Origin of the sequence: Aeromicrobium panaciterrae (assembly GCF_031457275.1) — a bacterium.
GTDB classification, from domain to species: domain Bacteria; phylum Actinomycetota; class Actinomycetes; order Propionibacteriales; family Nocardioidaceae; genus Aeromicrobium; species Aeromicrobium panaciterrae_A.
The window spans coordinates 1,327,521-1,353,666 of record NZ_JAVDWH010000001.1 but is presented as its reverse complement, the minus strand read 5'-3'; the positions used below and the strand labels follow the sequence as shown (position 1 = coordinate 1,353,666).

Below are 26,146 nucleotides of genomic sequence, written 5' to 3'. Positions count from 1 at the left end.
GTTAGCTGCCGCCGCCGATAGCTGCGGGTCCGTCTTCGCGGCGGATGTCGATGATGTGCCCGGTCTGATGTGCGAGCAGGATGTCGATCGACTGGCGAGCGACCTCCATTGAACTGAGCAGCGTGCCTTCGGGCTCGTCCCCGAATGCCTTCGTGCGCATCGGCGTACCCGTACGTTCGGGGTTGATGCAGTTGACCCGCACCTCGCCCGCCCACTCGTCGGCGAGAGCCTGCGTGAGGTTGACGACGGCGGCCTTGGCGGAGCTGTAGAGCGAGTAGCCCTTGCGGCCGCGCGTATAGGACGACGACGTGAACAGCAGCAGCGAGCCGTTTGCAGCAGCCAGGTGCGGGTAGAACTCCTGCGCGATGAAGATCGGCGCCAGGTAATTGATCTCGGTCGCAGCGAAGATCGTCTCTTCGGTCGTGTCGGCCAGATCGCCGATCGGCAGAACGCCGGCGGTGTTCACGACGAAGTCGATCGTGTCGGTCTCCTTGAGGACCGTCTGCGCAGCCGCAGCGATGTCATCGCGGCGATCGACGTGGGTGTTGGTCGTGGAGCGCGAGAACGAGTGCACGGTGGCACCGAAGCCACGAGCAAGCTCAGCGATGTCGCCGCCGATGCCGTACGAGCCGCCGAATACGACCATCGTCTTGCCCTCGAGTGCCTTGCGGTACTCGTCGTCGCTGAGCTGGTCAGGTGCATCGGCTGAGTGCAGCTGGAAGAGCTTGTCGGCGATGTAGACGTCGATCGGCTCCGTGACCTTCATGTTGCGCTCGTGGCCCAGGACGACCGCGATCGGCACGTCCGGCAAGTAGCGCAGCACGACAGTGCAGTCGTCGGTAGCCGTGAAGTCGGGATCCTTCCACGCCAGTTCGTACGCCTTGCGGATCACCGAGAGGCGAAATGCCTGCGGAGTCTGACCGCGGCGCAGCAGCGAGCGCTGAAGGACGTCCTCGATGACGTCATGGCCATCGGCGCCGGGCTCGGGACGTACCTGAACGATCGTGTCGGCGGACGGAATGGCGGTGTCGACGGCCTCGTGGGTGCCAAGTGCCTCGACACAGTCGCTGATGATCGTCTGGGAGACGAGTGGGCGTACGGCGTCGTGGAAGAGAACGTTGCACTCGTCGGTGCCAAGCGCCTCAAGGGCGCGGCTGGTGGAGTCGTTACGGGTGACGCCTCCTTCGACGATCTGAGTGACCTTCGAGTAGCCGCCAGCATCGACAATCGCGCGTACGGGATCAAGGTGGCCAGGAGCCATCAGCACCACGATCTCGTCGATCACGGGAGATGCCTCAAATGCTGCGATGGTGTGCTCGATGATCGTCTTGCCAGCGATCTTGATGAGCTGTTTGGGGATCGAGAGTCCCACTCGCGTACCGGTGCCACCGGCAAGGATCACGGCCACATTTCGCAGTTCAGTCACCACACGAGGTTACCGGCTAGGAGGCTTGCTCAGGCACCCGGCCGGATGACGGCCTCGGTCTGTTGCGACTTCCAGACCCGGAAGCCCTCCTCCGTCGTACCGCGTCGCCAGTAGCCGGAGATCGATGCGTCTGCGCGCGGCACCTCACGCTCGGTGAGTACGTACGGGCGCACGCTCTTGAGCAGCGCTGATTCCCCGTGCACGAAGACGTGTGCGCGGCCGGGACGCCATTCCCACGCTCGTACGGCGTCATCGAGCAACGTCGTCGTGCCAGGGCCTGCGCTGCCGCGATGCAGCCAGTGCACCTCGAGGTCAGCAGCCGTCCTCAGAGCAAGCTCGTGGTCGGGCCCATCGACCTCGATGAACGCGACAGCCTGAGCGCCAGGCGTGAGCGTCTCAAGCGCGGAGGTGATCGCCGGAAGGGCAGCCTCGTCGCCGACGAACAGGTGCCAGTCAGCCGTCGGGTCAGGTAGGTAGGCCCCGCTCGGGCCGCGCAGGTGCAGCACGTCGCCGGGCTGTGCCGAGCTCGCCCATGGTCCCGCGAAGCCTTCATCCCCGTGAATCACGAAGTCAACGGCAAGCTCGCGCGCGTCGTGATCGACCCAGCTGACCGTGTACGTACGCAGCACCGGCCACGCGTCCTGCGGCATCGTCTCGCGTACCTCTTCGAGGTTCAGCGGCTCTGGGTAGTCGAAGCCGTCTGCGAGGAATACGAGCTTGCAGTACTTGTCCGTGAAGGCCCCACCGTTGAGTGCAAGGTCGCGTTGCGCGAAGTCATCGAAGCCATCTCCACCGAAGACCACACGGAGCAACGAGGGGGTCAACTGCTCGGTCCGGATGACGGTCATTCGCGCGGGGTGGGTCTTGCTCACGTGTGTAGCCTACTGGCGTGACCCACGGCATCGACACGACTCAATTCGACCCCGAGATCCGCGCCCAGGATGACCTGTTCCGCCACGTGAACGGTCCTTGGCTACGCACCGAACAGATCAAGCCTGACCGGGCCACCGCTGGCGCGTTCGTCGTGCTGGTCGATGAGGCCGAGGCCAAGGTGCGCGAGATCATCGAGACCGCGAGCAAGTCCCCTCAGGACGATGAGCAGCGCAAGATCGGCGACCTGTACGCGAGCTTCATGGATGAGGCGCGCGCGGAGAAGCTCGGCGCCACTCCCCTGGAGCCCGAGCTTGCACAGGTCGACTCCATCACCGACATCGCTGGGTTCGTCGCAACCCTCGGCGTGCTCGATCGCCAGGGTGTCGCCAGCGTCTTCGGCATGTACATCGGACCCGACAGCGGCAATCCCGAGCGCTACATCACGCACCTCAACCAAGGCGGAACCGGACTCCCTGACGAGTCCTACTACCGCGAGGACGCCACGGCCGACATCCGTGCGGCGTACGTCAGCCACGTCACGACCATGCTGGGGCTCGCCGGCCTGAGCGATGCCGCCGACCGCGCTGCGCGAATCATGGACCTCGAAACCAGGCTTGCGAGCCACCACTGGGACCGGGTCGCCTGCCGCGACGCCCAGAAGACCTACAACCTGGTCAGTCGAGACGAACTGCAGGCGCTGGCGCCGACGTTCGACTGGGCCTCCTGGTCGGCTGGTGCGAAGGTGTCCGCCCCAGTGATCGCCGAGGTCGTTGTCGGCCAACCGTCATTCCTCGAGGGCCTCGAGACATTGCTCGTCGAGGGCGAGCTCGAGTCGTGGAAGGACTGGCTCCGCTGGCAGGTCGTCCGCAGCGGATCGCCGTACCTGTCGTCGGCGTTCGTCAACGCCAACTTCGAGTTCTACGGCCGAACCCTCAGCGGCACCGATGAGTTGCGCCCCCGCTGGAAGCGCGGCGTCGGCTTCGTCGAAGGCGCTATGGGTGAGGCTGTCGGTCGCATCTACGTGCGTACGGAGTTCCCTCCCGCTTCCAAGGAGCGGATGACCGAGCTGATCGACAACCTCATCGAGGCCTACCGCTCGAGCATCACAGCACTGCCCTGGATGAGCGACGAGACCAAGAAGCGGGCGCACGACAAGCTCAACTCATTCGATCCCAAGATCGGTCACCCGGCGAACTTCCGCGACTACACAGCGCTCGAGACCGCGCCCGACGATCTGCTCGGCAACGCTCGCCGTGCGCTTGCCGTCGCAACGGATCGCGAGCTGGCCAAGATCGGATCGCCGATCGACCGCGACGAGTGGTACATGACGCCGCAGACCGTCAATGCGTACTACAACCCGACGATGAACGAGATCGTCTTCCCCGCCGCGATCTTGCAGCCGCCGTTCTTCCACGCGGAGGCCGACGACGCGGTCAACTATGGAGCGATCGGAGCGGTGATCGGCCACGAGATCGGTCACGGCTTCGACGACCAGGGTTCGCACTACGACGGCACGGGCGCACTCAACAACTGGTGGACCGATGAGGACCGCAGCGCGTTCGAGGAGCTCACCTCGGCCCTGATTGCCCAGTACGACGCGCTCTCACCCGAAGGTGCCGATGACAAGAACGTCAACGGCTCTCTGACGATCGGCGAGAACATCGGCGACCTAGGCGGACTCGGCATCGCCTACAAGGCCTTCAAGCTCGCCCAGGCTGACGGCTCCGACAACTCGATTGACGGGCTGACCCCGGATCAGCGGTTCTTCATCTCGTGGGCACAGGCCTGGCAGTCCAAGGTTCGCCCAGCGGAGACCGTACGACGTCTCACCGTCGATCCCCACTCGCCGCCCGAGTTCCGCTGCAATCAGGTCGTACGCAATATCGACGCGTTCTACGACGCATTTGGCATCACTGCCGAGGACGCCGCCTGGCTGGCACCGGAAGAGCGCGTCGCGATCTGGTGACGCTACGTTGCTCAGGTGAGTGACCCAGCACAGAAGCGCATTGTCTCCGTACTCTCGGCTGTCCAAGTCATTGGTGGGGTCGGCAATGGCGCTGGCCTCGCCGTCGGCGCCCTGCTGGTCAAGGAGGTCAGCGGCTCCTCGGGGTGGTCCGGCATGGCTGTCGTCATGCTCACGCTCGGTGCAGCGGCGTTCACGATCCCGATGGCGTCGATCGCCGCGCGTACGGGCCGTCGTCCCGCCCTCACGCTCGGCTGGCTCTGCGGCGCCAGCGGTGCCGCGGTCACCGTCGTCGGCGCCGAGGCCGACTCGCTGCTGATAGTCCTTCTGGGACTCATTCTGTTCGGTGCAAGCACGGCCGCCAATCTCCAGTCACGCTTCGCGGCAGTCGACCGCGCCGAACCCACTCAGATCGGACGTGCGCTGTCACTCGTCGTGTGGTCGACCACCGTCGGGGCCGTGATCGGTCCCAACCTCACCGATCCCGGAGCATCCGTTGCCAACTCGCTCGGCATTCCCGAGCTCGCGGGTCCGATGCTGTTCTCGGCCGCTGGATTCGCTGTCGCCGGCATCATGACGTTCGTTCTCCTGCGACCCGATCCACTGGTGCATGCGGTGAGCGCAGAACCCGTGGCACGTGGCATACGTGCCGCCCTCCCCCACGTTCGTGGACGTGCTCTCACAGCGATCCTGGCTATCGCCGCATCGCATGCCGTCATGGTCGCCGTGATGGCGCTGACCCCCGTACACATGCAGGACCACGGCGTGGCGCTCAAGATCATCGGTTTGACGATCAGCCTTCACATCGCCGGCATGTTTGCCCTGTCCCCGCTCATGGGCTGGCTGAGCGACCGTTGGGGCGCCGGACAGACGATCCTGCTTGGGCAGTCGATCCTTCTCTTGGCCGCCTTCGTCGCTGGCACGTCCGGGCACTCGAACACCCAGATCATGATCGGGCTCACCCTCCTGGGAATCGGCTGGTCTGCCTCGGTCATAGCAGGCGCCGCCATGCTGAGCGCTTCGCTGGAGGTTGCCGTGCGTCCGTTGGTCCAAGGTTTTTCGGATCTATCAATGAATCTCGCCGGAGCGTTCGGTGGTTTGCTCGCCGGCGTCGTCGTGGCCACGGCCAGCTACGGAACGCTCAACGCCGCGGCGGCTGTACTGACGGTTCCCGTCATCGCGTTGGTGCTCGCCGGCCGCAGAGTCGCCGCTCAGGTCTAGCGGCGGAAGATGGTGAAGCGGATCCAGTCGGTGATTGGGTAAACCGTTCGGTGCAACACTGCGTCGAAGGCGTCAGTCACACCACCGAAATGCACCGCAAACCAGTCACCAATCGGACCGAACCGGTCGCGCATCCACTCGTCGATCCGCTCAAAGGCTCCGTCTGAGGCAAACAGGCAGGTCACGGCGATCACCGCGGCTGACGACCACGGGGCGGCGAACAGAATCGCAAAGATGACGTTGACCGTGATCGCGAGCGTGAGCACGATCCGGCGAGAGCTGGGGTTGAGCAGCAACGGCGCGAAGAACAGCTGCACGAACAGCACGGTGTAGGTGATCACAGCGAGCACGAACGTGCTTGAGCTCAGCAGGTCCGACAGCCATGGGAACGGCCGGTATTCGGGCAACTGCATCGTGTAGTAGAGCGCTGTGCCGTGCTGCCAGGACGTCTGCGCGATCTTGTCGAGACCGGCCGCCGAGTAGACGAGGATCGTCTGGACGGCCAGCGCGACCAACGCGAGGTTGTGCAGGCTGGTTGCCAGCCAGCGCGGCAAAGCGTCTTCGCTCACCGTTGTACGCCCTCGGCGAGCTCGCCGTCGGGCATCGAGCGACCAGTGGTCTGCCGTTCGCATCAGCAACAACCACAGCAACGTCAGACGTACGAGGTTGTCACCCTCGCCACCGACCACCGGGTTCTGACCGACGATCGCGATGAAACCGACGAACGTGACAACGTTCGCGGCTTTCGTACGCCAGCCGAGAATGAACGCAAAAGCCGCGAGCATCGTCACGACATAGGCGACGGTCAAGATGTCGGAGCTGACGTCCTTCAGTACCGCGAGCTCCGGGAAGCGGCTGATGGCTCGTGCCGGCTCAGCCCAGATGGACGCCTGACCAACCCAGAGGTCGCGCGTGGTGAAGTTGGCGGCGAGCAGGCCGAGCACCGCCACACCCGTACCGATGCGGCACGCTGCAGCGCCGTACAAGGCGTGCTTCTCGTTCATCACCCAGTGCTCGATGCGCTCGCGCGCCTCAGCCACCGAGTCGATCTGGTTCCACATGAAATCGCGAACCATGTCAGCCCCTCACGTACTTGTCGAAGGGAGACTGCGCTTCAAGCGAGCCATGGAAACGTGGCCGCCACCCGAAGCTGAACCACAGGTAGTCGATGTCCTCGATCTTGGTGTCGTGTCGCTTCGAGTACTCCGGCACACTTCGACGACCTACCTTGAATTGCAGCTGAACGATGGTGCCCTCCCATTTCGAGGTCGCATACAGGGATGCGAACTGCGTTGCCATCTGGTCGTAGGCCATGTAGTTCTGCACGACCGCCGGATTGTCGCCCGCCTCGTTGAGGGCAGCCGCCCGGGCAGTCGTCGAGTCGCTTGCCTTCGACTCACGCACGATCTTCCTCTGTTGCGGCTCGAGAGCGAACATCGACCGGTTGAGGTTCGTCGCCAGTCGACGTGCGATGAGGTGGACTCGAGCGGGGTTGGGGTTGAACCTCGCGTCGTGCACATCCTCTTTGGTGAGGTCCACCCACTTGGTTGGCTTTGCCTTGGCGGTCCCGTCCTTGACGAGTGCCCGAACCTGAAAGGACTCGTCGACGAATTGAACACTGGGATCAACGGTGTCGACGTCCTGCTGGAAGTACGGATCGACGTACGACGCCAGGTTGCGCGAGCCGACCAGGTCGCGGATCGGGCTGGACGGTGCGAGCCAGAGCATCAGCAGCGCCGAGTGGATCGCCACGAGAAGTGCCAACCCTGTGACCAGTCGCCGTTGCCACGGACGCACGGGTTCGTGGACGTCGGGCATGGGCTCCATCCTAGGTGGTGAACGCACAACTGCCGGTGACCCCTAGGGGCCACCGGCAGCCGTGTTAGGCGTTGCTATCAGATCTGAAGGCGACGCTTTTCGTTCAGCAGGACGGTTGCACCGAAGAGCAGCAGTCCAAGACCAAGCATCCAGAACGGAAGCAGGTTGGGCGATCCCGTTGCCGGGAGCGTCGTGGTCACGTCGGCGTCAGCCTGGCTGTCAGCATCTGCTGCAGCGTCAGCGTCGGCGTCAACATCAACGTCAGCGTCAACGTCGGTGTCCGTGTCGACATCAACGTCAACGTCCTGGTCGACATCCTCGTCGGCCTGCGTGTCTTCGTCATCAGCGGCGACGAGCGAGTTGGGACCACACGAGGTGCGGGCCAAAGCGAGTGTCGCAGTTTCACCGATGACATTCAGGTCCACGGCAGTGACTTCGATCGACTCTCCACCATCGCCGGAAACCTGCTTGTTAACAGTGCCGTCGATGAGCGGGATGAGTGCCTCGCCCAGCGGATCAAGGATGGCCGGACCAACCTGCGCGAGGATGGGGTCAATGATCGAAGTCTGAACATTGTCGACCAGGTCAGCCAGCGGGCCGAGAGCACCATTCAGGCTCTCAGTCAACGTGTCCTCGATGCCGTTGACCAGACCGGCGACGAGCTGAGCCGGAGCAACCGAGCCAACAAGCGCGGAGTTCGGGTCCGTCTCGAGTGCGATCGGGATGATGATGTCGTTGTCACCCGGCAGCACGATCGTGATGTCGATTCCGGAAACAGTCGCGTTTCCGGTGGCACCGTCACCCGCAGTCGCGTCACACGTGCTGGTAACTGCACCGATCTGGGCCGTAACTGGGATGGCCTGCTGCAGAGCAGTCGTGAGCGGACCAGTCACAGCGTCCTGGATCCCTGTGAGGAGATCGTCGAGCGAAAGGCCGAGAAGGTCGAGCGCCGTGTCGAGCAGCGGGCCGAGGTTTCCGACGATCGGGTCGAGAACAGTGCCGGTGTCTATACCTTCAAGGTCTTCTGCGACCGGCGAAAGGTCGATCGTCGTAAGGGCAGCGATGCCGGTACCCGCAACTTCTGCGTCGGCAGTGGAGACACCCTTGTTGCCGTCGAGCGAGGTGGAAGCCGTCTGGTCGAACGAGGTAACAGCCGGCTGGCTGGCGCCGAGGCCAACTCCACAGGTGCCCGTACCGTCGGTCGGTGTTCCATCTGCCGACTCGGCGGTGCACTGGTCACTGTTGATGATGCCGGTCAGACCCGTGGCCGTGATGGCGCTCGAGTTGGACTGTGCAACGTCACCAGGTGCGCCCTGGGCTGAGAACGACAGTCCGGCAGTCACGATCAACGTGACAAGACCGACCGCGATCGAGTTCTTGGCGAGCTTGTTCCTCATCCGAGAGGCTCCTTGTTTCGATTAAAAGTCAGGGCACCCTTTTGGAGGCCCAGACAACGTAAAGGGATTGGCGACTGGGAGATCGCTGAGAGACAGTCAACCACATTCTCAGGTTTGTTTAGAACACCATCGCCAATTTTGATACATGAACGTCACATATCACACGGGGATCACGCGGAAATTCTGCGATTTCGTTGATTTCTGAGCCATTCCAGCCCTCGGACCCACGATCTGTCGCTCACCAGGATCATGTCGACGGCGATCATGACGAGCGAGAAGTACAAAATGCCCATGAAGATGCCGATTCCGAGGTGCATGCCGGTGACGAGCAGGAGCGCGACCATGCGCGTGGGGCGATAGAGCAGCAGAACCGGAAAGAACAGCTGAACTACGATCGCCATGTACGTCGCACCGGCAATGACGGGCGCTGCCGCGTACACAGGGTGCAGCCAGTCGTTCCAGGGCGAATACGCATCCGTCTGCAATGGGAAATAGACCGCAGTGCCGTCCCGCCACACCGTGCTCTGCAGTTTCCAGAACGCGGATCCGACGTAGACCATCACGACCTGGTGAATGATCAGGATGACGGCGAGATTGTGCAGTGTCGCGCTGAACCAGCCCGGCATCAACGGCCTGACTCCCCCGCGACGCGCCTGGAGCCTCGCATCAAGCGACCACTGCCTGCCGGCGTCGGTGAAGCAGATGTAGAGCAAGACCATGCGGAGCACAGCGTCGCCGCCAGAGCCAACAAACGGGTTGGACACATACAGCGACAACCACAAGAACAAGGTCATCACGGCCGAAGCACGCGTGTAGAGCCCGACCATGAGAAGCAGACCGAAGATGATTGTGACGATGTACGCCAGGTCGAACATGTGCCCGTCGAGCCGCTTGAATAGATCGAGGAACGATGGCCAACTCTTGGAGTTGCGCACTTGCTCGGACCAATTCGCACCGTCTCCCCACGTGTAGTGGCGATCTGGCCAGTTGACGATGAGCTGGCTCGCGACGATGAACCCGAGGATCATCCGCGTGACGGCGACTCCGTACGTTGACCGCTTGTCACCGGTCAACCACTCGATGGCCTGGCCGATCATCGGTGTCTCCGATCGAAGTCGGCAATGACACGTTGTTCAGCTTTGGAGCCCACTTCAGGGATGCGCCAGCCGCCCACACGCCGGATCTCCCGCGGGCGAGCGGCCTCGCGTTCTTGCTTTGAACCGTGACGTGCGTCGTACGGCGTGACTCGCTGGCGGTTGAGGGAGTAACGAACCGCGACAAAGGTTCGGTCAGGCCAACGCGACTCCAGGACCTCCGTGGCGAGCCGGATCGTCGCCCGTTCGTACCGGAGGTAGACCTCGACCGAGTCCGGTCGGCTGGGACCTGCAGCCAGCAGGCTCTTGCGCAGCTCGCTCCAGCTCGGCGGATCCTTCTCCTCGGTTGTGACTGCTACGTGGCGCTGCGCGTCGAGCAGCTTCCCGTATCGGGCGCCGAGTGGGCTGAACAGCTTGTTGGTGACGTAGCCCGCGCGGCCACCGACTAGTCGGTGGTGAACCAGGTCGAGCTCGACATCAGTCCAGTCGACCCACTCCGTCTGCTTCAGGGTGCCATCGGCCGCGCGGTAGGAACCCTGGAACAGGATCCGGCGGTCCTCAGCAATCGGATTGGGCGCGAACAAGCGCCAGTTCTGCGTGAACATCGGGCTCAGGTACGTCGTGTGAGGCGCCGCAGCGTTCGAGTAGCGGTTGGGAGGCAGGGAAGCGAGGGTCACAGCGGTGAGCTGGGACAGAGCCACCAACGAGGCGGCGACGACAAAGGTCGTCTTGAGCGTCAGCCGGGGCACGGCCACACGCTACAACGTCCGCCTGAGTCACGAGGCAATGACAAAGGGCCCGGGAAGGTGTCCCAGGCCCTTCGTAATCTGTGGAGCATAGGAGATTCGAACTCCTGACCTCTTCCATGCCATGGAAGCGCGCTACCAACTGCGCCAATGCCCCGCTGTTGCCCGTGAAGGCCTCGCCAATGTTAGCCGTTCGGACCGTCTGACCCCAAACCGGGTCACTCGTCGTCGGAGAGCACAGGCTCCGGCAATGTGCCCGCATTCCACTCCGTCAGGCGCCACTTCGACCAGTCGTCGCGACTCCACTCCTCAAGCACCGACCACGAACAGTTGCCGAGCCCGCCGAAGGTACTCCAGTGCTCCTCGGGAATTTCGAGGAACGCGCAGGCACCCGTACGCAGGACTGCGCCGTGGGCAACGACGATCAAGACTCCCTTGGGCGGGAGGTCCTTGAGGTGATCGTGCAGTGCCGCGGCGAACCGCTCCCCTGCCTGACGATGCGTCTCACTGCCCGGAATCTGCGTCTCGTCGCCGTCGATCCACGCCTGCATACCGTCGGGGAACTGCGCCCAGGCCTCGCCCCACGTCAGCCCTTCGCGTGCGCCAAAGTCCATCTCACGAAGTCGCGGGTCGAACTCGACCTCCTTCGAGGCCACCTCGCCGAGAATCTGCGCGGTCTCGGAAGCCCGCGACAGATCGGAGCTGACGATCCGATAGGGGTTCAGCCCGGCGAGACGCGCGGCAGCCTCGCGTGCCTGCTGACGTCCGACATCATCAAGCGGTACGTCGCTCTGCCCCTGCACCCGGCCGGCGACGTTCCATTCAGTACGCCCGTGACGCCACAGAACGACCTGACGCCAGCTCATGAGAGCTTCACGACCGGACAGTCACTCCAGAGTCGTTCGAGCGCATAGAACGCGCGATCCTCCTGGTGCATCACATGCACCACGATGTCGGCAAAGTCGAGCAGCACCCAACGACCCTCGCGCATGCCCTCACGGCGTACGGCTTTGGCGCCGAGCTCGATCATCTTGTCCTGGATCGCGTCCTGGACCGCGCGCACCTGGCGAGAGGTTGACGCGGAGCACAGCAAGAACACGTCCGTGATCGCCAACTGCTCGGAGACGTCGAAGGCAATGATGTCCTGCGCCAGCTTGTCCTCGGCGGCGGTCGCCGCAGCACGCGTGAGCTCAACTGCCCACTCCGTCGCGCTCAGGGTGTCGACTCCGGCTTGGCGTACAAGCGGTGCTTGCCGATGTATTGGACGACGCCATCTGGCACGAGGTACCAAACGGGCTCGCCACGCTCGACGCGGTCGCGGCAGTCGGTCGAAGAGATGGCAAGTGCGGGGATCTCGACGAGCGTGATCCGGTCCTTCGGCAGACCTTCGAGCGTGCTCTCGTCCATCTCGTGTCCGGGACGCGTACAACCGACGAAGTGCGCCAGCTTGAAGAGCTCCTCGTGGTCACGCCAGGTGAGCAGCGCGGCCATGGCGTCAGCGCCGGTGATGAAGTAGAGGTCAGCGTCTGGGTGCAGCGCAGCCAGATCGCGAAGAGTGTCGATCGTGTATGTGGGACCGTCGCGGTCGATGTCGACTCGGCTGACGGCGAAACGCGGGTTGGCGGCCGTCGCGATGACGGTCATCAAATACCGATCTTCGGCAGGCGACACATCGCGATCGGCCTTCTGCCAGGGCTCGCCGGTGGGAGCGAAGATGACCTCATCGAGGTCGAACCACGACTGGACCTCACTCGCAGCCACGAGGTGGCCGTGGTGGATCGGGTCGAACGTGCCACCCATGACGCCTATCCGGCGGCGACCATCCGGACGATGATCAGTCATGGGGCTCAGGAGTGCTCGCGGCCCTTGCCGAATTGCAGCAGCGCAAGCATCGACAGCGTCAGGATGCTGAGCGCGATGGCGCCGACGGCGTACGGGTCGATGCCGATGTCGCGGAGATGCTCTTCGGCCGTTGCAAGCGTGGTCAACATGTTGTCAATCTATCCGATTCGAAGTCAGCGCACGTGACCGGAGCCGGTCACGACATAGGTGGTCGTGGTCATCTCGGGCAGACCCATCGGTCCGCGGGCATGCAGCTTCTGGGTCGAGATGCCGATCTCCGCGCCGAAGCCGAACTCTCCGCCATCGGTGAACCGGGTAGAGGCGTTCACCATCACCGCTGCCGAGTCGACGCCCATCGTGAATCGCCTAGAAGCCGCGAGCGACGACGTGACGATGGCCTCGGTGTGGCCCGACGAGAACGTGCGTATGTGATCGACGGCGTCATCGAGCGACTCCACGACCTTGGCGGAGATGTCCGCTGAGAGGTACTCGGTCGCGTAGTCCTCGTCCGTCGCGGGCACGACATCACCGTCGATTGCGCAGAACGAGGGATCGCCGTGAACCGTGACGCCCTGCTTCTGCAGAGCAGCAACGACCCGGGGCAGGAACGTGTCGGCGACGGCCTTGTGGACCAACAACGATTCCGCCGCATTGCAGACGCTGTTGCGCTGGGTTTTGGCGTTGATGACGATGTCGAGTGCCATGTCGAGGTCGGCGTCGGCGTCGACGTACACGTGGCAGTTGCCCACGCCCGTCTCGATCACGGGGACGGTCGACTCGCTGACGACCGCATTGATCAAGCCCGCTCCTCCGCGAGGAATGACGAGGTCAACGAGCCCACGCGCCTGCATCAGATGCGTCGCTGAGGCGCGGTCGTCTGCGGCAATCTGCTGGATCGAGTCGGGCGGGATCGATGTCCCCGCTAGCGCTTCGCGCATCACCTTGATGATCGCCGTGTTGGATTCAGAAGCCGATGACGATCCGCGCAACAGCACGGCACTTCCTGCTTTGAGGCAGATTGCGGCCGCATCGGCGGTGACATTGGGGCGGCCCTCGTAGATCATGCCGATCACGCCCATGGGAACGCGGATCTGCTGGAGCCGAAGTCCATTGGGAAGAGTCGATCCACGTACGACCTCACCGATCGGATCGGGCAAGGCGGCAATGTCGCGCACGCCATCTGCGAAAGCAGCGATTCGCCCCTCGTCGAGGGCCAAGCGATCGATGACGTTCTCACCCGTACCGGCTTCGCGAGCTGCAACAACGTCCTTGTCATTGGCGGCGATGATTTCCGCCGATGCTGCGACGAGCGCGTCGGCCATCGCCTTCAACGCTTCATCCTTGGCGGCGCGAGGTGTCAGCGCCAAGGTCGCAGCAGCAACCCGCGCTCGACGGGCTGCATCGTGCACCTGCTGCTTCGCGTCAGTCATGGTGACAATTCTAGATGTCAGGCGTCAGTGGGCACAGAAACTCCTCGTACGCGGGCAGCCAACGCTGAGCGGCTGTGCACCTGCAGCCGATCGAAGAGATCGGCGACGTGCTTTTCGACGGTCTTCTCACTGATGCCGAGTGAACGCGAGATCGCAGCATTGGAGAGGCCCCGAGCGACCAGGATCGCCACATCACGTTGCCGCGGCGTCACCTGCTCGGCGAACACCGGATCCACCTCTTCGCCCTCGAGCTCGCGGCCGATGCCGACGCGGTTGGTCGTGCCGAGCGCACCGAGCACAGCAGCGATATGCGTTTCGACAGTCTTCTCCGAGACGTACAACGCTGTGGCGATCTCCCGGTTGCGCAATCCTGCTGCCGCAAGTCGAGCAATGATCTTCTGCGTCGGGGTCAGCGCGTCCCAGCCGACGCCTGGCACATTGCGCAGCCGCCGACCGAAGACAGCCAGCTCACGCTCAGCCCATGCCTTGACCGCCGAAGCGCCCGTCGCCTCGGCGCGACGCGCCGCTTCCTCTAGTTCGTCGATACCGCGGACCCGATCGCCAGAAGCGGCCCGGGCCGACGCCTCGATGATTCCTGCTCGCACCACTTCGAGATCTCCGCCGACAAGTGCGGCCAGCATTCCGGCGTCGGCCGACTCCCGTATGCCCGCTTCGTGGTCGCTCAGGGCCGATGCAACTCGCGCCTTGATACGGCCGAGCGCTGCGCCGGCCATGTTGTGTCCATTGATGGGCAGGGTTGCGGCCTTCTCGGACCAGGTGAGCGCCTGAACCGCATCGTCCTCGGCCAGCGCGGCCTCGACGAGCATCTCGTAGCCATAAACGCGATCGACCACTTGGAGCCGCGGGAGGTTGTCGCCTCCGCCTCCGTGGAGCATGAGGCTTGCCGCTTCTGCCAGGTTGCCGAGCGCGTTGACGCCGAATGCCGCCAACACGTAGGCGCCTGCGTAGACGTAGTCCGGTTTGACGGTCTGCGGGTACGAATCTGACAGCCACTCAAGACCTGCTTGGACTGCTTCAGCACGGCCAAGGTGTCCGTCGACAAAGATCCGTGCGCCCCGCGCCAGCAGGACGAGTTGTGGCAGGCCGTCCAAAGCAGGCGCCGCCTCAATCCGGGTGAGCAGTTCATCGGCATCCGTGAAGCGTCCGGCAAATCCACGGGCTCTTACCAGCGCAATACCGGCCCAGATCTGGTCGATCGACGTCGGCGTCTCGTCGGCGCCGAGCCGGGTTGCGATCTGATCGGCGGCCGAAATCTGCCCGCTGGACATGGCTGACTCCAGCTCAAGCATCGACGTGAGTCCGTTAAAGGGCCCCGCCTCCGGCACCGTGTCGGGCAGTTGCCAGGCCAAGCCGGTGCCAACGGCCCGCGCCATCGCGACAGCAGCGGCGGCCATCCGTCCGCAGTCACACAACGCGTTGGCGCTATCGAGAGCGTCATCGAACCGACAGCTCAGGATCTGCAGGAATATGGCAGCCGCGGCGGCATCGTCGTCATCTGGGACTCCGAGCAGCACCTCGAGCCCGGCATCTGCGTCGTGACTGAGCCCGCGCAAGGTGACGCGCACGATCTCAGTTGACTTCATGACGACCAGACTACGTCGTGTTGTCAGGTCAGCATCAGGTCATCGCGGTGAATGACCTCACGTTCGTACTCCTCGCCAAGCTCAGCGGCAAGCTCCCGCGTGGAGCGGCCCATGAGGTCGGGAAGCTCGGAGCTGTCGTAATTGACGACTCCACGAGCAATGACTGCTCCGTCAGGGCCGATGACGTCGATGGGGTCGCCTGCCTTGAAGTCCCCAGTGACCGACGTGATTCCGGCCGGAAGGAGCGAGGCCTTGCGCATGGTGAGCGCTCGTACGGCGCCCTCGTCCAGATGAACGCCGCCCTTGGTCTCACTCGCGTGCGCCAACCACAGCAGACGGGTGGACCGACGTCGTCCGGTGGGCTCAAACCGGGTGCCGACCTTGTCGCCCGCGAGCGCTGTGCCAGCGTTGGTAGCTGAGGTGAGGACAACCGGTATGCCCGCGGCCGTGGCGATGCGGGCAGCTTCGACCTTGGTGACCATTCCCCCGGTGCCGACCTTGGACGTGCTGACGTGGGCAATGTCGAGCCCATCGATCTCGGCAGGATCGCTGATCTTCTCGATCAGCTTGGCCCCAGGCGTGCCCGGGCGACCGTCATACAGTCCGTCGACGTCCGAGAGCAGGACCAGCAGATCTGCGTGCACGAGATGCGCGACGAGTGCGGCCAGGCGGTCGTTGTCACCGAACCTGATCTCGGTGGTGGCAACGGTGTCGTTCTCGTTGACGATCGGCACAACGCCGAGCTCGCTGAGCTTGGCGAAGGTCTGGTGCGCGTTGCGGTGGTGACTACGACGGGTGACGTCATCGACCGTCAGCAGAACCTGGCCCACGACGAGGCCCCGAGCGGCAAAGCGCTCGCTGTAGCTGGCGATCAAGGCGCCCTGGCCGACACTCGCGGCAGCTTGCTGTGTCGCCAAGTCGCGAGGGCGAGCCTTGAGGTCCAGCGGGCCGAGTCCAGCGGCAATCGCTCCGGACGAGACCAGCACAACCTCGTCGCCACGATCGCGGGCATCGCAGATTGCCTCGACAATGCCGTCGAGGCGCACGGGGTCGATGTGACCCTCCGCAGTGGTCAAGGACGAGGAACCGACCTTGACGACGACGCGAGACATCAGTCTTCGTCCTCGTCCAGCGGATCGTCCTCGGGGAACGTCCAGTCAGGGTTGGGACCGGCGGCACCCTCAGCGCGCGCTTCGCGAGCTCCGGCTTCAAAGGCTCGCTTGGCGGCCAGCTCTTCGCGGCGTTGCACGTTGGTGCGGCGATCGGACTGGTCGATGCGAAGGTCCTCGCCACGACGACCGAGCACCTCGGCGCCGGCGGTGACCTGCGGATCGAAGTCGAAGACGACGGCGTTGTCCTCGTCGCCGATGACGACGTCGTCGCCTTCCTTGGCGCCGAGCTTAAGCAGCTCATCCTCGACACCCAGACGGTTGAGACGATCGGCGAGGAAGCCAACTGCTTCATCGTTGCTGAAGTCGGTCTGGCGAACCCAACGCTTGGGCTTCTCGCCGCGTACGACCCACTGTTCGTTGATACGGGTGATTGTGAACTCGCGACCGACACCTGCTTCTGCGGGCGGGCGAAGCACGATGCGCGTGGCCTCGGACACCGGCGTTGCCGCGCGGCGTGATGCGACGATCTCCGCCATGGCGAAGGACAGCTCTTTGAGTCCGGCCCGGCTCGCGGCCGACACGTCGAACACCTCAAGTCCGCGAGCCTCGAGATCAGCGCGTACGAAGCTGGCGATCTCCTTGGCATCTGGTACGTCGGTCTTGTTGAGTGCAATCAGTCGGGGACGATCGTTGAGGCCGCCATAAGCCGCAAGCTCCGCCTCGATCACGTCGAGATCAGAGAGCGGATCGCGGCCAGGATCGACCGTCGCGCAGTCGATGACGTGCACCAGCGCGGCACAACGTTCGACGTGGCGCAGGAATTCGTGTCCGAGTCCGCGGCCTTCGCTTGCGCCCTCGATCAGTCCGGGCACGTCGGCGACAGTGAATGTGGTCGAACCAGCCGTGACGACACCCAGGTTGGGGATCAGGGTCGTGAAGGGGTAGTCGGCAATCTTGGGACGAGCGCGCGACATCGAGGCGATGAGGCTCGACTTGCCGGCACTCGGGAAACCCACGAGACCGATATCGGCGACGACCTTGAGCTCGAGGGTGATCGTGAGCTCGTCGCCCGGTTCACCCTTGAGCGCGAAACCGGGAGCCTTGCGCTTGGCCGAAGCGAGCGCAGAGTTGCCAAGACCACCGCGGCCACCGGCCGCGATGACGAGTTCGGTTGAGTGGCCGATCAGGTCAGCAAGCACCTCGCCGGACTCGTCGCGTACGACCGTGCCGTCGGGAACGAGGAGGACGAGATCTTCACCCTGTGAGCCGCTGCGGTTGTTGCCCGCGCCAGGAGCACCGTTGGTGCCCTTGCGGTGGGGCTCGTGGTGATAGTCGATCAAGGTGGTGACATCGGCGTCGACCTTGAGAATCACGTCACCGCCATGACCACCGTTGCCGCCGTCAGGTCCACCGAGGGGCTTGAACTTCTCTCGGTGCACCGAGGCAACACCATCGCCACCGGATCCGCCCGCGACATGGAGCGTCACCTTGTCGACGAAGCTGGGAACAGCCACGGTGTCGCTCCTTTCAGTACGGGTCTAAGCAAAGAAGATGGGGCAGCCCGCTGCTGCGGACTGCCCCATCGAAGTGAGTGTGCGCCTGGTCAGTCCGCCGGCGTGCCGGGGACGATGTTGATGACCTTGCGGCCGCGACGGCGGCCGAACTCCACGGCACCAGCCGAGAGAGCGAACAGAGTGTCATCGCCACCACGACCGACGTTGGTGCCGGGGTGGAAGTGCGTGCCACGCTGGCGGACGATGATCTCGCCGGCGTTGACAAGCTGGCCGCCGAAGCGCTTTACGCCCAGTCGCTGAGCATTTGAATCGCGGCCGTTCTTGGTAGAGGCTGCGCCCTTTTTGTGTGCCATGTCAGTCCCCTACTTCTTGATTCCGGTGATCTTGACCTGGGTGTACTTCTGACGGTGACCCTGGCGCTTCTTGTAACCGGTCTTGTTCTTGTACTTCTGGATGACGATCTTGGGGCCCTTGGTGCCACCGAGAACCTCGGCGGTGACCTTGACCTTGGCGAGCGAGTCGGCGTCAGCCGTCACGGTGTCGCCATCGACGAAGAGCACGGCGGTCAAAGACAGGGTCTCACCTTCGGCCTGCGTCACCTTGTCGATCTCGATGACGTCGCCGACCGCAACCTTGGTCTGGTTGCCGCCACTGCGCACGATTGCGTACACCACGGTTACTCACTCACATTTCTGATACTGGGGCGTCCCTGCCGATGGACAGGACACGCGGATAAAGGCGCGCATGGCGCACCAAGGGACTAGTTTACGGAGCCTGACCCTCGCTGGTCAAAACGGGGCTCGACTCACCGCTTGAAGCGGGTGCTTCTGGAGTGCTTCCGACGGCTCCGGCAGGCGGTCCGGCGGGCTTTGATGCCGAACGCTTGCGTGCCGTCTTCTTCGGCGCTTCGGGCTCGGCAGCAGGTGCTACTTCGACCTTCGGCGCGTCGTTCTTGGGTGCTACATCGGCCTTGACGTCGTCTGTCGGCGAGCTGTCGACCTTGGCGTCGTCCGCGGGCTTGCTGTCGTCTTTGGCGCCGGAATCGTCGGTCTTGCGACCTCCACCACGGTTGGTGTTGCCATTTGCAGCTCCACCGCGGCCTCCGCCACCACCGTTGCCGCCACCACCGTTGCCGCCTCCGCCGCCACGACCACCACGGCCGCCGCGACGCTGCTCTTCCTTCTTGGGCTCGACCGGCGCATCAGCGATCACGACGCCACGACCGTTGCAGTGCTCACACTCGTGGCTGAACGACTCGAGCAGGCCCGTACCGATGCGCTTGCGCGTCATCTGGACGAGACCAAGCGAGGTGACTTCGGCGACCTGGTGACGCGTACGGTCACGGCCCAGGCACTCGACGAGACGGCGAAGCACGAGCTCGCGGTTGCTCTCGAGAACCATGTCGATGAAGTCGACGACGATGATGCCGCCGATGTCGCGCAAGCGGAGCTGGCGTACGACCTCTTCTGCGGCCTCAAGGTTGTTCTTGGTGACGGTCTCTTCGAGGTTGCCGCCCGAACCGGTGTACTTGCCGGTGTTGACGTCGACGACCGTCATGGCTTCCGTGCGGTCAATGACGAGCGATCCGCCTGACGGCAGGAACACCTTGCGCTCGAGCGCCTTGTGGATCTGCTCGTCGAGTCGGTAGGACGTGAACGCATCGACGTCGGCGTTGTCGTAGCGCGTGACGCGCTCGGCGAGATCGGGAGCGACGTGGTCGATGTAGCCCTTGATCATGTCCCAGGCGTCTGCGCCTTCAACGACGAGACCGTTGAAGTCCTCGTTGAAGAGATCGCGTACGACCTTGATCATCAGGTCAGGCTCGGAGTAGAGCAGGTCGGGCGCCTTGCCAGCAGTGACCTTGCGCTCGATGTCTTCCCAGCGCGCGGTCAGGGCAGTGACGTCGCGGGTCAGCTGGTCCTCGGTCGCACCTTCAGCAGCTGTACGGACGATGACGCCGACGTTCTCGGGCAGGACCTCCTTGAGGAGAGCCTTGAGGCGTGTGCGCTCGTTCTCGGGCAGCTTGCGGGAGATTCCGCTGGTCTGACCGTTGGGAACGAGCACCAGGAAGCGACCGGGCAGGCTGATCTGGCTCGTGAGCCGTGCGCCCTTCTGGCCGATGGGGTCCTTGGAGACCTGCACGAGGATTGTCTGGCCGGGCTTGAGAGCGTCTTCGATCTTGCGAGCCTTGCCGTTGCCAAGCGTGGTCCAGTCGACCTCACCCGCGTACAGCACGGCGTTGCGGCCTGCACCGATGTCGACGAAGGCAGCTTCCATGCTGGGCAGAACGTTCTGCACCTTGCCGAGGTAGACGTTGCCGATAATCGAGACCTGCGACTCGCGGGCCACGTAGTGCTCGACGAGCACGTTGTCCTCGATGACGGCAATCTGCGTGTAGTCGTCGCGCTGGCGTACGACCATCTCGCGCTTGACCGACTCGCGGCGGGCCAGGAACTCGGCCTCCGAAACGATCGGAGCGCGACGACGTCCAGCCTCACGGCCTTCGCGACGGCGCTGCTTCTTGGCCTCGAGTCGAGTCGATCCGGCTACTCCGGTGATCTCGTCTTCGGGGCTTCGGCCGGTACGTACGCGGACCACGGTGTTCTCGGGATCGTCGGGCGATCCGTCGACACCTTCACCCGCGCGGGCGCGGCGACGACGGCGACGGGTGTTGCCGTTGCCGTCATCTTCGGTGTCGTTGTCGTCGCCATCTTCGTCGTTGATGTCGTCATCGATGGCGTTGTCGTCGCCGGCACCCTTGCTGCGGCGGCGGCCTCCACGGCTGCGGCGGCGGCGCTTGGGTGCGTTGGGATCGTCATCGTCTTCGCCGTCGTTGTCATCGTTCTGCGACTCGACGGGAGCTGGCTTGGGGCGAGCCGGTGCGAGACCGGGCTCGGGTGCCTTGAACATCGCGGCAGTCGAAGACGCGGCCGGCTTCTTGGGCTCCTCCGCATCGTCCTTCTTGGCGGCGGCCTTCTTCGCCGGCGCCTTTTTGGCGGCAGCCTTCTTGGCGGCCGGTGCGTCGGCGGCGGGCTCATCGTCGGACGACTCGGCCTTCTTGGCGGGCGCCTTCTTCTTCGGCGCCTCAGGCGGAGCAAAGCTCACGGCGGCCGGCGGTCCGGCGGGACGACCAGCGGCGCGGCGTCGGGCGGGAGCGGTTTCGGATGTTGCTTCTGCAGTTGTTTCGTTGTCGTCGAGCATGTGCTCTCCTTCGCCCGGGCCGATCGAAATCGGGCCGGACACGTCTGCGGCCCGCAAGCGGGCCTAAAGCCTTCGGTCATCCCCAGCGCCACGCGCCAGGGTGTTGACGACGATCAGCGGCTTGTCACATCAACTTTCACACTCACCGCCGCGGTCAGCACCCGATCAGGATGCGTCGCGGTCGAAGGCAAGTGGATCGCCTACCGTGCCGGTCTCAGTCTCCAGAGGACCCTGGGCCAAACGAGTCGCCATGGGCGTCTGCTTGAGCTCGAGGCCACCGCTGGACTTAAGTCCGGCGAGAACGTCATCTGGTCGCACTGACGGTGTTACGTGCAGTACAACCATGGCCAGTATCGCACACGGGACCCCATTGCTCACATCGGAACGCGCCACGAGATCGACCACTGGTTCCCGGCAGTTCAGGATGCGAGGGCCCTGCTTCATCATCCGCTCGATCGGTACGTCGCTCTCCGCTAGGAACGCCCGCACAGCAGATTCGGCGTCCTCCAGGGCAACTTCCGGCAGCATGATGTCCCACTTGCTCGCCTGCAGCCGGTCGGCCAGAGCTCCCGGTTTCGCGACCACGATGTCGACAATGTCGAGGCCGTCAGGCAACGCGGAGTCGAGCAGCGTACGGACCTCGTCGGGGTCACATTCACGTGTCATACCGATCTCGAGGTACTCCGCCTCGCTCGCGGCGCCGGTCGGAGAAGCGTTGGCGTACGAGATCTTCGGGTGAGGCGTGAAGCCCGAGGAGTGACCGATCGGAATGCCTGAACGTCGGATCGCCCGCTCGAAGGCCCTGGCAAAGTCGCGGTGACTCGTGAACCGGAGACGGCCGCGTTTGGCGTATCGCATGCGCAGCTTCTGGACGATCGGAAGCTGTGGGTTGGGGGCCTCCGGATTGGGAGTTCCCTCGAGCGTCGTCACCCGACGAGACTACCTGCGGACCGGACGCGCAGAATGGGCGAGTGCCGACGCCCAGACGAATGATCCCGAGGGGTGCCGGTAAAGCGAGCGGCGCATCCGGGCCCGATCCGGCAAGGCAGAGGAGGGAGGCGGACCGGGGTTGTCCGTCGACCGACGAAAACGCCGCCGGTCGGGATTCGGGGTGCCGCGAGTCAGGCAACGTCCCTCGGGATCACTCGTCTAGCTCCGGTCGCTGGCTGGTCGGTGTCGCGATCGTCCTTCTCGCCGTCAACCTGCGCCCTGCCGTCGGAAGTGTCGGCGTCGTCCTCGAGGCACTTCGCGGCGATCTCGGCATGTCGGTCACGGTCGCGGGACTCCTGACCACTCTGCCCGTCCTGTGCTTCGCCGCAGCGGGCATCGCCGCGCACAGTGTGATTGCAAAGCTCGGCCTGCACGTGACGACAGTGCTGGTGCTCTTGCTGGCCATCGTCGGTGTCGTGACTCGTTCGCTGGTCGACTCCCCCGAATTCTTTCTGTTCTTCTCGGTGGTGGCGCTCTCTGGATGCGCGATCGGCAACATCCTGCTCCCACCCCTCGCCAAACGGCACTTCCCCGATCACATCGCTGGGATCAGCGCCGCGTACGGGGCGGCGTTGATGGGTGGAGGCGCGATTTCCTCGTTCGTCACCGTGCCACTGGCTTCGGCGCTGGGTGATTGGCGCTGGGGTACGGCGGCCTGGGCCGTTCCTGCTCTGATCGCGCTTCTGCTCTGGCTCCCCCACCTACGCGAATCCGTTCATGTAGACCCCCTCGCAGATGCGCACTACAAGCTGCGCGATCTGGCGAGATCGCCTCTGGCGTGGGCGATGGCGCTGCTGTTCGGTGTCCAGTCGGCGCAGGCGTACGCACAGTTCGGCTGGATGCCGGCAATCCTCGTCGACGCTGGGCTGAGTGACTCGTACGCCGGTGCCATGCTCGGCCTGCTCGGCGCCGTTGGAGTACCGCTGACGCTGTCGTTGCCGTTCCTGATGAAGCGCGTCGGCGACCGCGCATGGCTACCGTGGGCCTTCTCCACCGTCACGGTGCTCGGCTGGCTGGGGTTGATGCTTTGGCCCGATGCAGCGCCATGGCTGTGGGCGATCTTGCTGGGCCTCGGCGGCGGCGCGTTCACGTGGACGCTGACGATGATCGGGCGTCGGGCTCGTACGCCAGGCGGCACCGCCGCGCTGTCCTCGTTCGTCCAGGGGTCGGGCTATGCCATTTCCGCGATCGGCCCCTTCGGCACAGGACTGCTTCACGATCTCACCAATGACTGGTACGCCTCGATCTCGCTGATGATCGTGCTCTCGGCCTTCATCGCGGTGTTCGGAACGATCGTCGCGCGTCCGACCTACGTCGAGGACACCCTGCGCAGGTCGCACGGATGATTGACGGCTCGCTCGCACCGTCGATACGTTCAAGATGACTTTGAGTCCGGCTGTCACACATCGCTGACCTCAGACGTCTTGATGTTGAACACCCGCCGCGTCTCCCACCACAGTCAGGATTCTCGTCATGGAACGTCTTGCACGTCTCGTCATGCACCACCGCCGCATTGTGAGCTTCTTCTGGATCGCCATGCTGCTCGTCGGCGGCTACAGCGCCTCACAGCTGACCGATCGCCTGACGATCGACTTCTCGCTGCCCGGTCAACCGAGCGACGACGCCGAAAAGCAGCTCGTCAAGGAGTTCGGCGCCGGATCGTTCGATACGTATGTCGGCGTCTTGACCGTGCCGGAGGGACAAACCGTCGAGGGCCACAAGAGCGAAATCGCCGCGGCATTCAAGAGTGCACAGGAATCCGCCCCCGAAACACGGATGGTCGACCTCGCGAGCACGAGCGACCTGGGATTCATCTCCGACGACAAACGCACGACGTACGCGCTGTTCCAGGCTCCCTTCCCTGAATCGTTCGGACCTGGCGTCGAAGTCCAGATTGAGCCTGCCCTGGAGAAGGCGGCCGAATCAGCGGGATTCGAGAGCGGGTTGACGTCGTACAACATGTTGGCGGCCGGCGGCGAGTCCGAAGGGCCGAGCGTCTTGCTGGAGACCCTGTTTGGAGCGGCCGGCGCCCTGCTCGTCCTGGTCTTCGTCTTCGCGTCCTTCCTTGCCTTCCTACCGCTCATGGTCGCTGCGGTGTCGATCCTGACGACGTTCACGTTGGTCTTGATCCTCTCGACCTTCAGCGATGTGAGCTTCGTCGTCCAGTTCTTGATCGCGTTGGTCGGACTCGGTATCGCAATCGACTACTCGTTGCTCCTTGTTTCACGATGGCGGGAGGAACGCGCGCACGGTCGCGACAACGAAGAAGCTGTCGTCATTGCGATGAAGACGGCCGGGCACGCAGTGCTCGCGTCTGGTGTCACAGTCGCCATCAGCCTCATCGCGCTGATCGTCGTACCTGTTCCCCTCGTTCGCAGCATGGGCATCGGCGGCATCCTCATCCCGTTGGTCAGCACTGCGGTCGTACTCACCTTGGTGCCGGCGCTCTTGTCGAGCATCGGACCCAAGATCGACTGGCCCCGCGTCCGCAAGGAAGGCACCGCCTCGAAGGGCTGGACGGCCTGGGCACGCACGATCGTCAAGCACCGAACTATCGCCGTCGCGGCCGCGCTCGTCATGCTGGTTCTGCTGATCCTTCCGGTCTTCAACCTCAAGATCGGTCAGGCCGATGTCGACTCTCTGGCTTCCGCCGGACAGCCGTTCGAAACCGCACACACCCTGCGTGACAAAGGCATCGGAACCGGAGTCCTGACGCCCATGGAGATCATCGCTCCTGCGGCTGATGCTGACGCGATAGCCGCGGCTACCCGCGAGATTGACGGAGTCCGCATGTCCGTCGTCGGCGGTGTCAACGGCGACGTTGCTGTCATCGACGTCATTCCTGAGAAGGAGACGGTCGACAGCACGGCCAACCCTCTCGTTGACGGTGTGCGCGACGCGGCCGAGGGCGCCTCGGACGGTGAGGTCGGTATGACGGGCGCCGGTCCGGTCGTGCAGGACTACTTCACCGCGGTGTACGAGAAGTTCCCGTACGTCCTGGCGCTGATCGCGTTCATCACGTTCATCCTGTTGGTGCGTACGTTCCGATCAATCCTGCTGCCCATCAAGGCGGTCCTCCTCAACCTGGTCTCCCTGGCTGCGGTGTTCGGCGGCGTCGTCTACTTCTGGCAGCAAGGCCACGGATCTGACGCCATCTTCGCGGTGTCGCCGACAGGTGCCATCACGTTCTGGTTGCCAGTGCTGATCTTCGCGTTCCTGTTTGGCTTGTCGATGGACTACGAGGTGTTCATCCTGGCGCGCATGCGTGAGGAGTACGACGCCACGGGAGACACCAACGCGGCCGTCATCACGGGTATTGGGCGTACGGGCAGATTAGTGACGTCTGCGGCGCTGATTCTGTTCTTTGCGTTCGCTGCTCTGGCTTCTTCGCCAGGTGTCGACATCAAGGTTCTGGGTACGGCGCTCGGAGTGGGCATCCTGATCGACGCCACGATCGTGCGGGCACTCCTGGTGCCGGCACTCGTCAGCGTCCTGGGCCGCTGGAACTGGTGGCTGCCGGATTGGCTCGCGAAGCTTCTTCGGGTCGAGCCGTCACCGCTGGCGCCAAAGGAAGGCGTTCGGACATAGAAGAACTCCCCTCCACCACGTGAACTTCAGTGGTTGGAGGGGAGTTCCTTTGGCCCCATCAAACGGCCGGGTGTGCAACCGCGCGGGTGGCGCGTGCCTGACGGGCGATGTGTGCCATCAGTGCGAGACGGTCGCCATTGAAGTTCTTGGCGGCGGCACGCTCTGCGGCGACCCGGCGACGCTCGACCTTGGTGACGAGCTCACGCTCACGGTTGTGGATTTCCTGCTGTGCGATGTATTCGGTGATCATGTCGATTTCCCTTTCGGAGGACTTGCTGACATGACCTACATTCGTCGCTGAGGTAGAGCCCACACATCGGACATGTG

General features: G+C 64.0%; 24 protein-coding genes and 1 tRNA gene. 4 read left to right on the top strand and 21 right to left on the bottom strand.

Features of this window, described 5'->3' with window-relative positions; genetic code table 11:
• Position 1 precedes the first annotated feature (1 nt).
• Together J2X11_RS07085 and J2X11_RS07080 are read right to left on the bottom strand one after the other, a co-directional pair.
• Positions 2-1,426, bottom strand: a complete 1,425-nt coding sequence (locus J2X11_RS07085; protein ID WP_309968554.1) for a bifunctional cytidylyltransferase/SDR family oxidoreductase — start codon at positions 1,424-1,426, stop codon at positions 2-4.
• 29 nt (positions 1,427-1,455) lie between these two features.
• Complete coding sequence (locus tag J2X11_RS07080) at positions 1,456-2,298, bottom strand: siderophore-interacting protein (RefSeq protein ID WP_309968551.1); 843 nt, start codon at positions 2,296-2,298, stop codon at positions 1,456-1,458.
• Between the two features lie 17 nt (positions 2,299-2,315).
• On the opposite strand from J2X11_RS07080, the gene J2X11_RS07075 reads away from it, so the two are divergent.
• Positions 2,316-4,265 carry a M13 family metallopeptidase gene (locus J2X11_RS07075; protein WP_309968546.1) on the top strand — a complete coding sequence of 650 codons (1,950 nt, stop codon included), beginning with the start codon at positions 2,316-2,318 and terminating at the stop codon, positions 4,263-4,265.
• Positions 4,266-4,280: 15 nt separating this feature from the next.
• Positions 4,281-5,483, top strand: a complete 1,203-nt coding sequence (locus J2X11_RS07070) for an MFS transporter (RefSeq protein WP_309968544.1) — start codon at positions 4,281-4,283, stop codon at positions 5,481-5,483.
• On the opposite strand, the gene J2X11_RS07065 is transcribed toward J2X11_RS07070, so the two are convergent.
• From J2X11_RS07065 to J2X11_RS06980, 18 genes are all read right to left on the bottom strand, one after another.
• Positions 5,480-6,559 carry an HTTM domain-containing protein gene (locus J2X11_RS07065; RefSeq protein ID WP_309968541.1) on the bottom strand — a complete coding sequence of 360 codons (1,080 nt, stop codon included), beginning with the start codon at positions 6,557-6,559 and terminating at the stop codon, positions 5,480-5,482. The two genes, J2X11_RS07070 and J2X11_RS07065, sit on opposite strands and share 4 nt — an antisense overlap.
• 1 nt (position 6,560) lies before the next feature.
• Positions 6,561-7,301 carry a DUF5819 family protein gene (locus J2X11_RS07060; protein WP_309968538.1) on the bottom strand — a complete coding sequence of 247 codons (741 nt, stop codon included), beginning with the start codon at positions 7,299-7,301 and terminating at the stop codon, positions 6,561-6,563.
• 77 nt (positions 7,302-7,378) lie between these two features.
• On the bottom strand, positions 7,379-8,698 hold the full coding sequence (locus tag J2X11_RS07055) for a hypothetical protein (RefSeq protein WP_309968535.1): 1,320 nt from the start codon (positions 8,696-8,698) through the stop codon (positions 7,379-7,381).
• A 170-nt stretch (positions 8,699-8,868) separates the two neighbouring features.
• Positions 8,869-9,795 carry an HTTM domain-containing protein gene (locus J2X11_RS07050; RefSeq protein WP_309968533.1) on the bottom strand — a complete coding sequence of 309 codons (927 nt, stop codon included), beginning with the start codon at positions 9,793-9,795 and terminating at the stop codon, positions 8,869-8,871.
• Complete coding sequence (locus J2X11_RS07045; protein ID WP_309968528.1) at positions 9,792-10,541, bottom strand: DUF5819 family protein; 750 nt, start codon at positions 10,539-10,541, stop codon at positions 9,792-9,794. The genes J2X11_RS07050 and J2X11_RS07045 overlap by 4 nt, the downstream gene beginning before the upstream one ends.
• 81 nt (positions 10,542-10,622) lie before the next feature.
• Positions 10,623-10,695 (bottom strand) — tRNA-Ala (locus J2X11_RS07040).
• Between the two features lie 61 nt (positions 10,696-10,756).
• Complete coding sequence (locus tag J2X11_RS07035; RefSeq protein WP_309968525.1) at positions 10,757-11,404, bottom strand: histidine phosphatase family protein; 648 nt, start codon at positions 11,402-11,404, stop codon at positions 10,757-10,759.
• Positions 11,401-11,754, bottom strand: coding sequence for a ribosome silencing factor (rsfS, locus tag J2X11_RS07030; protein ID WP_309972309.1), 354 nt, complete (start codon positions 11,752-11,754; stop codon positions 11,401-11,403). Before rsfS ends, J2X11_RS07035 begins: the two co-directional genes overlap by 4 nt.
• Positions 11,751-12,338: a nicotinate-nucleotide adenylyltransferase gene (gene nadD, locus J2X11_RS07025; RefSeq protein WP_309972307.1), complete on the bottom strand. Its 588-nt coding sequence runs from the start codon at positions 12,336-12,338 to the stop codon at positions 11,751-11,753. Before nadD ends, rsfS begins: the two co-directional genes overlap by 4 nt.
• 47 nt (positions 12,339-12,385) lie before the next feature.
• Complete coding sequence (locus J2X11_RS07020) at positions 12,386-12,529, bottom strand: hypothetical protein (protein ID WP_309968522.1); 144 nt, start codon at positions 12,527-12,529, stop codon at positions 12,386-12,388.
• A gap of 24 nt (positions 12,530-12,553) precedes the next feature.
• The gene (locus J2X11_RS07015; protein WP_309968519.1) at positions 12,554-13,810 is read right to left on the bottom strand and encodes a glutamate-5-semialdehyde dehydrogenase; all 1,257 of its coding nucleotides are present in this window, start codon (positions 13,808-13,810) and stop codon (positions 12,554-12,556) included.
• 17 nt (positions 13,811-13,827) lie between these two features.
• The gene (locus J2X11_RS07010; RefSeq protein ID WP_309968515.1) at positions 13,828-15,414 is read right to left on the bottom strand and encodes a LuxR C-terminal-related transcriptional regulator; all 1,587 of its coding nucleotides are present in this window, start codon (positions 15,412-15,414) and stop codon (positions 13,828-13,830) included.
• Between the two features lie 23 nt (positions 15,415-15,437).
• Positions 15,438-16,526: a glutamate 5-kinase gene (gene proB, locus J2X11_RS07005; protein WP_309968511.1), complete on the bottom strand. Its 1,089-nt coding sequence runs from the start codon at positions 16,524-16,526 to the stop codon at positions 15,438-15,440.
• Positions 16,526-18,040, bottom strand: coding sequence for a GTPase ObgE (gene obgE, locus J2X11_RS07000; protein WP_309968508.1), 1,515 nt, complete (start codon positions 18,038-18,040; stop codon positions 16,526-16,528). The genes proB and obgE overlap by 1 nt, the downstream gene beginning before the upstream one ends.
• 89 nt (positions 18,041-18,129) lie before the next feature.
• On the bottom strand, positions 18,130-18,393 hold the full coding sequence (rpmA, locus tag J2X11_RS06995) for a 50S ribosomal protein L27 (RefSeq protein ID WP_309968506.1): 264 nt from the start codon (positions 18,391-18,393) through the stop codon (positions 18,130-18,132).
• Positions 18,394-18,402: 9 nt separating this feature from the next.
• Complete coding sequence (gene rplU / locus J2X11_RS06990; RefSeq protein ID WP_309972304.1) at positions 18,403-18,711, bottom strand: 50S ribosomal protein L21; 309 nt, start codon at positions 18,709-18,711, stop codon at positions 18,403-18,405.
• Positions 18,712-18,805: 94 nt separating this feature from the next.
• Positions 18,806-21,241, bottom strand: a complete 2,436-nt coding sequence (locus J2X11_RS06985; protein WP_309968503.1) for an Rne/Rng family ribonuclease — start codon at positions 21,239-21,241, stop codon at positions 18,806-18,808.
• A 165-nt stretch (positions 21,242-21,406) separates the two neighbouring features.
• A complete protein-coding gene (locus J2X11_RS06980) occupies positions 21,407-22,171 on the bottom strand; it encodes a TIGR03936 family radical SAM-associated protein (RefSeq protein ID WP_309968500.1) in 765 nt (254 codons plus the stop codon).
• A gap of 41 nt (positions 22,172-22,212) precedes the next feature.
• Here J2X11_RS06980 and J2X11_RS06975 point away from each other — a divergent pair, with 41 nt between their 5' ends.
• Complete coding sequence (locus tag J2X11_RS06975; RefSeq protein WP_309968498.1) at positions 22,213-23,577, top strand: MFS transporter; 1,365 nt, start codon at positions 22,213-22,215, stop codon at positions 23,575-23,577.
• Positions 23,578-23,704: 127 nt separating this feature from the next.
• Positions 23,705-25,819, top strand: a complete 2,115-nt coding sequence (locus J2X11_RS06970) for an MMPL family transporter (RefSeq protein ID WP_309968495.1) — start codon at positions 23,705-23,707, stop codon at positions 25,817-25,819.
• A gap of 58 nt (positions 25,820-25,877) precedes the next feature.
• Here J2X11_RS06970 and J2X11_RS06965 read toward each other — a convergent pair whose 3' ends face one another.
• On the bottom strand, positions 25,878-26,069 hold the full coding sequence (locus J2X11_RS06965; RefSeq protein WP_309968493.1) for a hypothetical protein: 192 nt from the start codon (positions 26,067-26,069) through the stop codon (positions 25,878-25,880).
• Positions 26,070-26,146 lie beyond the last annotated feature (77 nt).

What these genes read in the sequence shown, in the direction of transcription:
- J2X11_RS07065 (WP_309968541.1), bottom strand. Translation starts at nt 6,559, where the DNA reads ATGGTTCGCGATTTCATGTGGAACCAGATCGACTCGGTGGCTGAGGCG.
- J2X11_RS07060 (WP_309968538.1), bottom strand. Translation starts at nt 7,301, where the DNA reads ATGCCCGACGTCCACGAACCCGTGCGTCCGTGGCAACGGCGACTGGTC.
- J2X11_RS07055 (WP_309968535.1), bottom strand. Translation starts at nt 8,698, where the DNA reads ATGAGGAACAAGCTCGCCAAGAACTCGATCGCGGTCGGTCTTGTCACG.
- J2X11_RS07050 (WP_309968533.1), bottom strand. Translation starts at nt 9,795, where the DNA reads ATGATCGGCCAGGCCATCGAGTGGTTGACCGGTGACAAGCGGTCAACG.
- J2X11_RS07035 (WP_309968525.1), bottom strand. Translation starts at nt 11,404, where the DNA reads ATGAGCTGGCGTCAGGTCGTTCTGTGGCGTCACGGGCGTACTGAATGG.
- nadD (WP_309972307.1), bottom strand. Translation starts at nt 12,338, where the DNA reads ATGGGTGGCACGTTCGACCCGATCCACCACGGCCACCTCGTGGCTGCG.
- J2X11_RS07020 (WP_309968522.1), bottom strand. Translation starts at nt 12,529, where the DNA reads ATGTTGACCACGCTTGCAACGGCCGAAGAGCATCTCCGCGACATCGGC.
- J2X11_RS07015 (WP_309968519.1), bottom strand. Translation starts at nt 13,810, where the DNA reads ATGACTGACGCGAAGCAGCAGGTGCACGATGCAGCCCGTCGAGCGCGG.
- J2X11_RS07010 (WP_309968515.1), bottom strand. Translation starts at nt 15,414, where the DNA reads ATGAAGTCAACTGAGATCGTGCGCGTCACCTTGCGCGGGCTCAGTCAC.
- proB (WP_309968511.1), bottom strand. Translation starts at nt 16,526, where the DNA reads ATGTCTCGCGTCGTCGTCAAGGTCGGTTCCTCGTCCTTGACCACTGCG.
- rpmA (WP_309968506.1), bottom strand. Translation starts at nt 18,393, where the DNA reads ATGGCACACAAAAAGGGCGCAGCCTCTACCAAGAACGGCCGCGATTCA.
- J2X11_RS06985 (WP_309968503.1), bottom strand. Translation starts at nt 21,241, where the DNA reads ATGCTCGACGACAACGAAACAACTGCAGAAGCAACATCCGAAACCGCT.
- J2X11_RS06970 (WP_309968495.1), top strand. Translation starts at nt 23,705, where the DNA reads ATGGAACGTCTTGCACGTCTCGTCATGCACCACCGCCGCATTGTGAGC.
- J2X11_RS06965 (WP_309968493.1), bottom strand. Translation starts at nt 26,069, where the DNA reads ATGATCACCGAATACATCGCACAGCAGGAAATCCACAACCGTGAGCGT.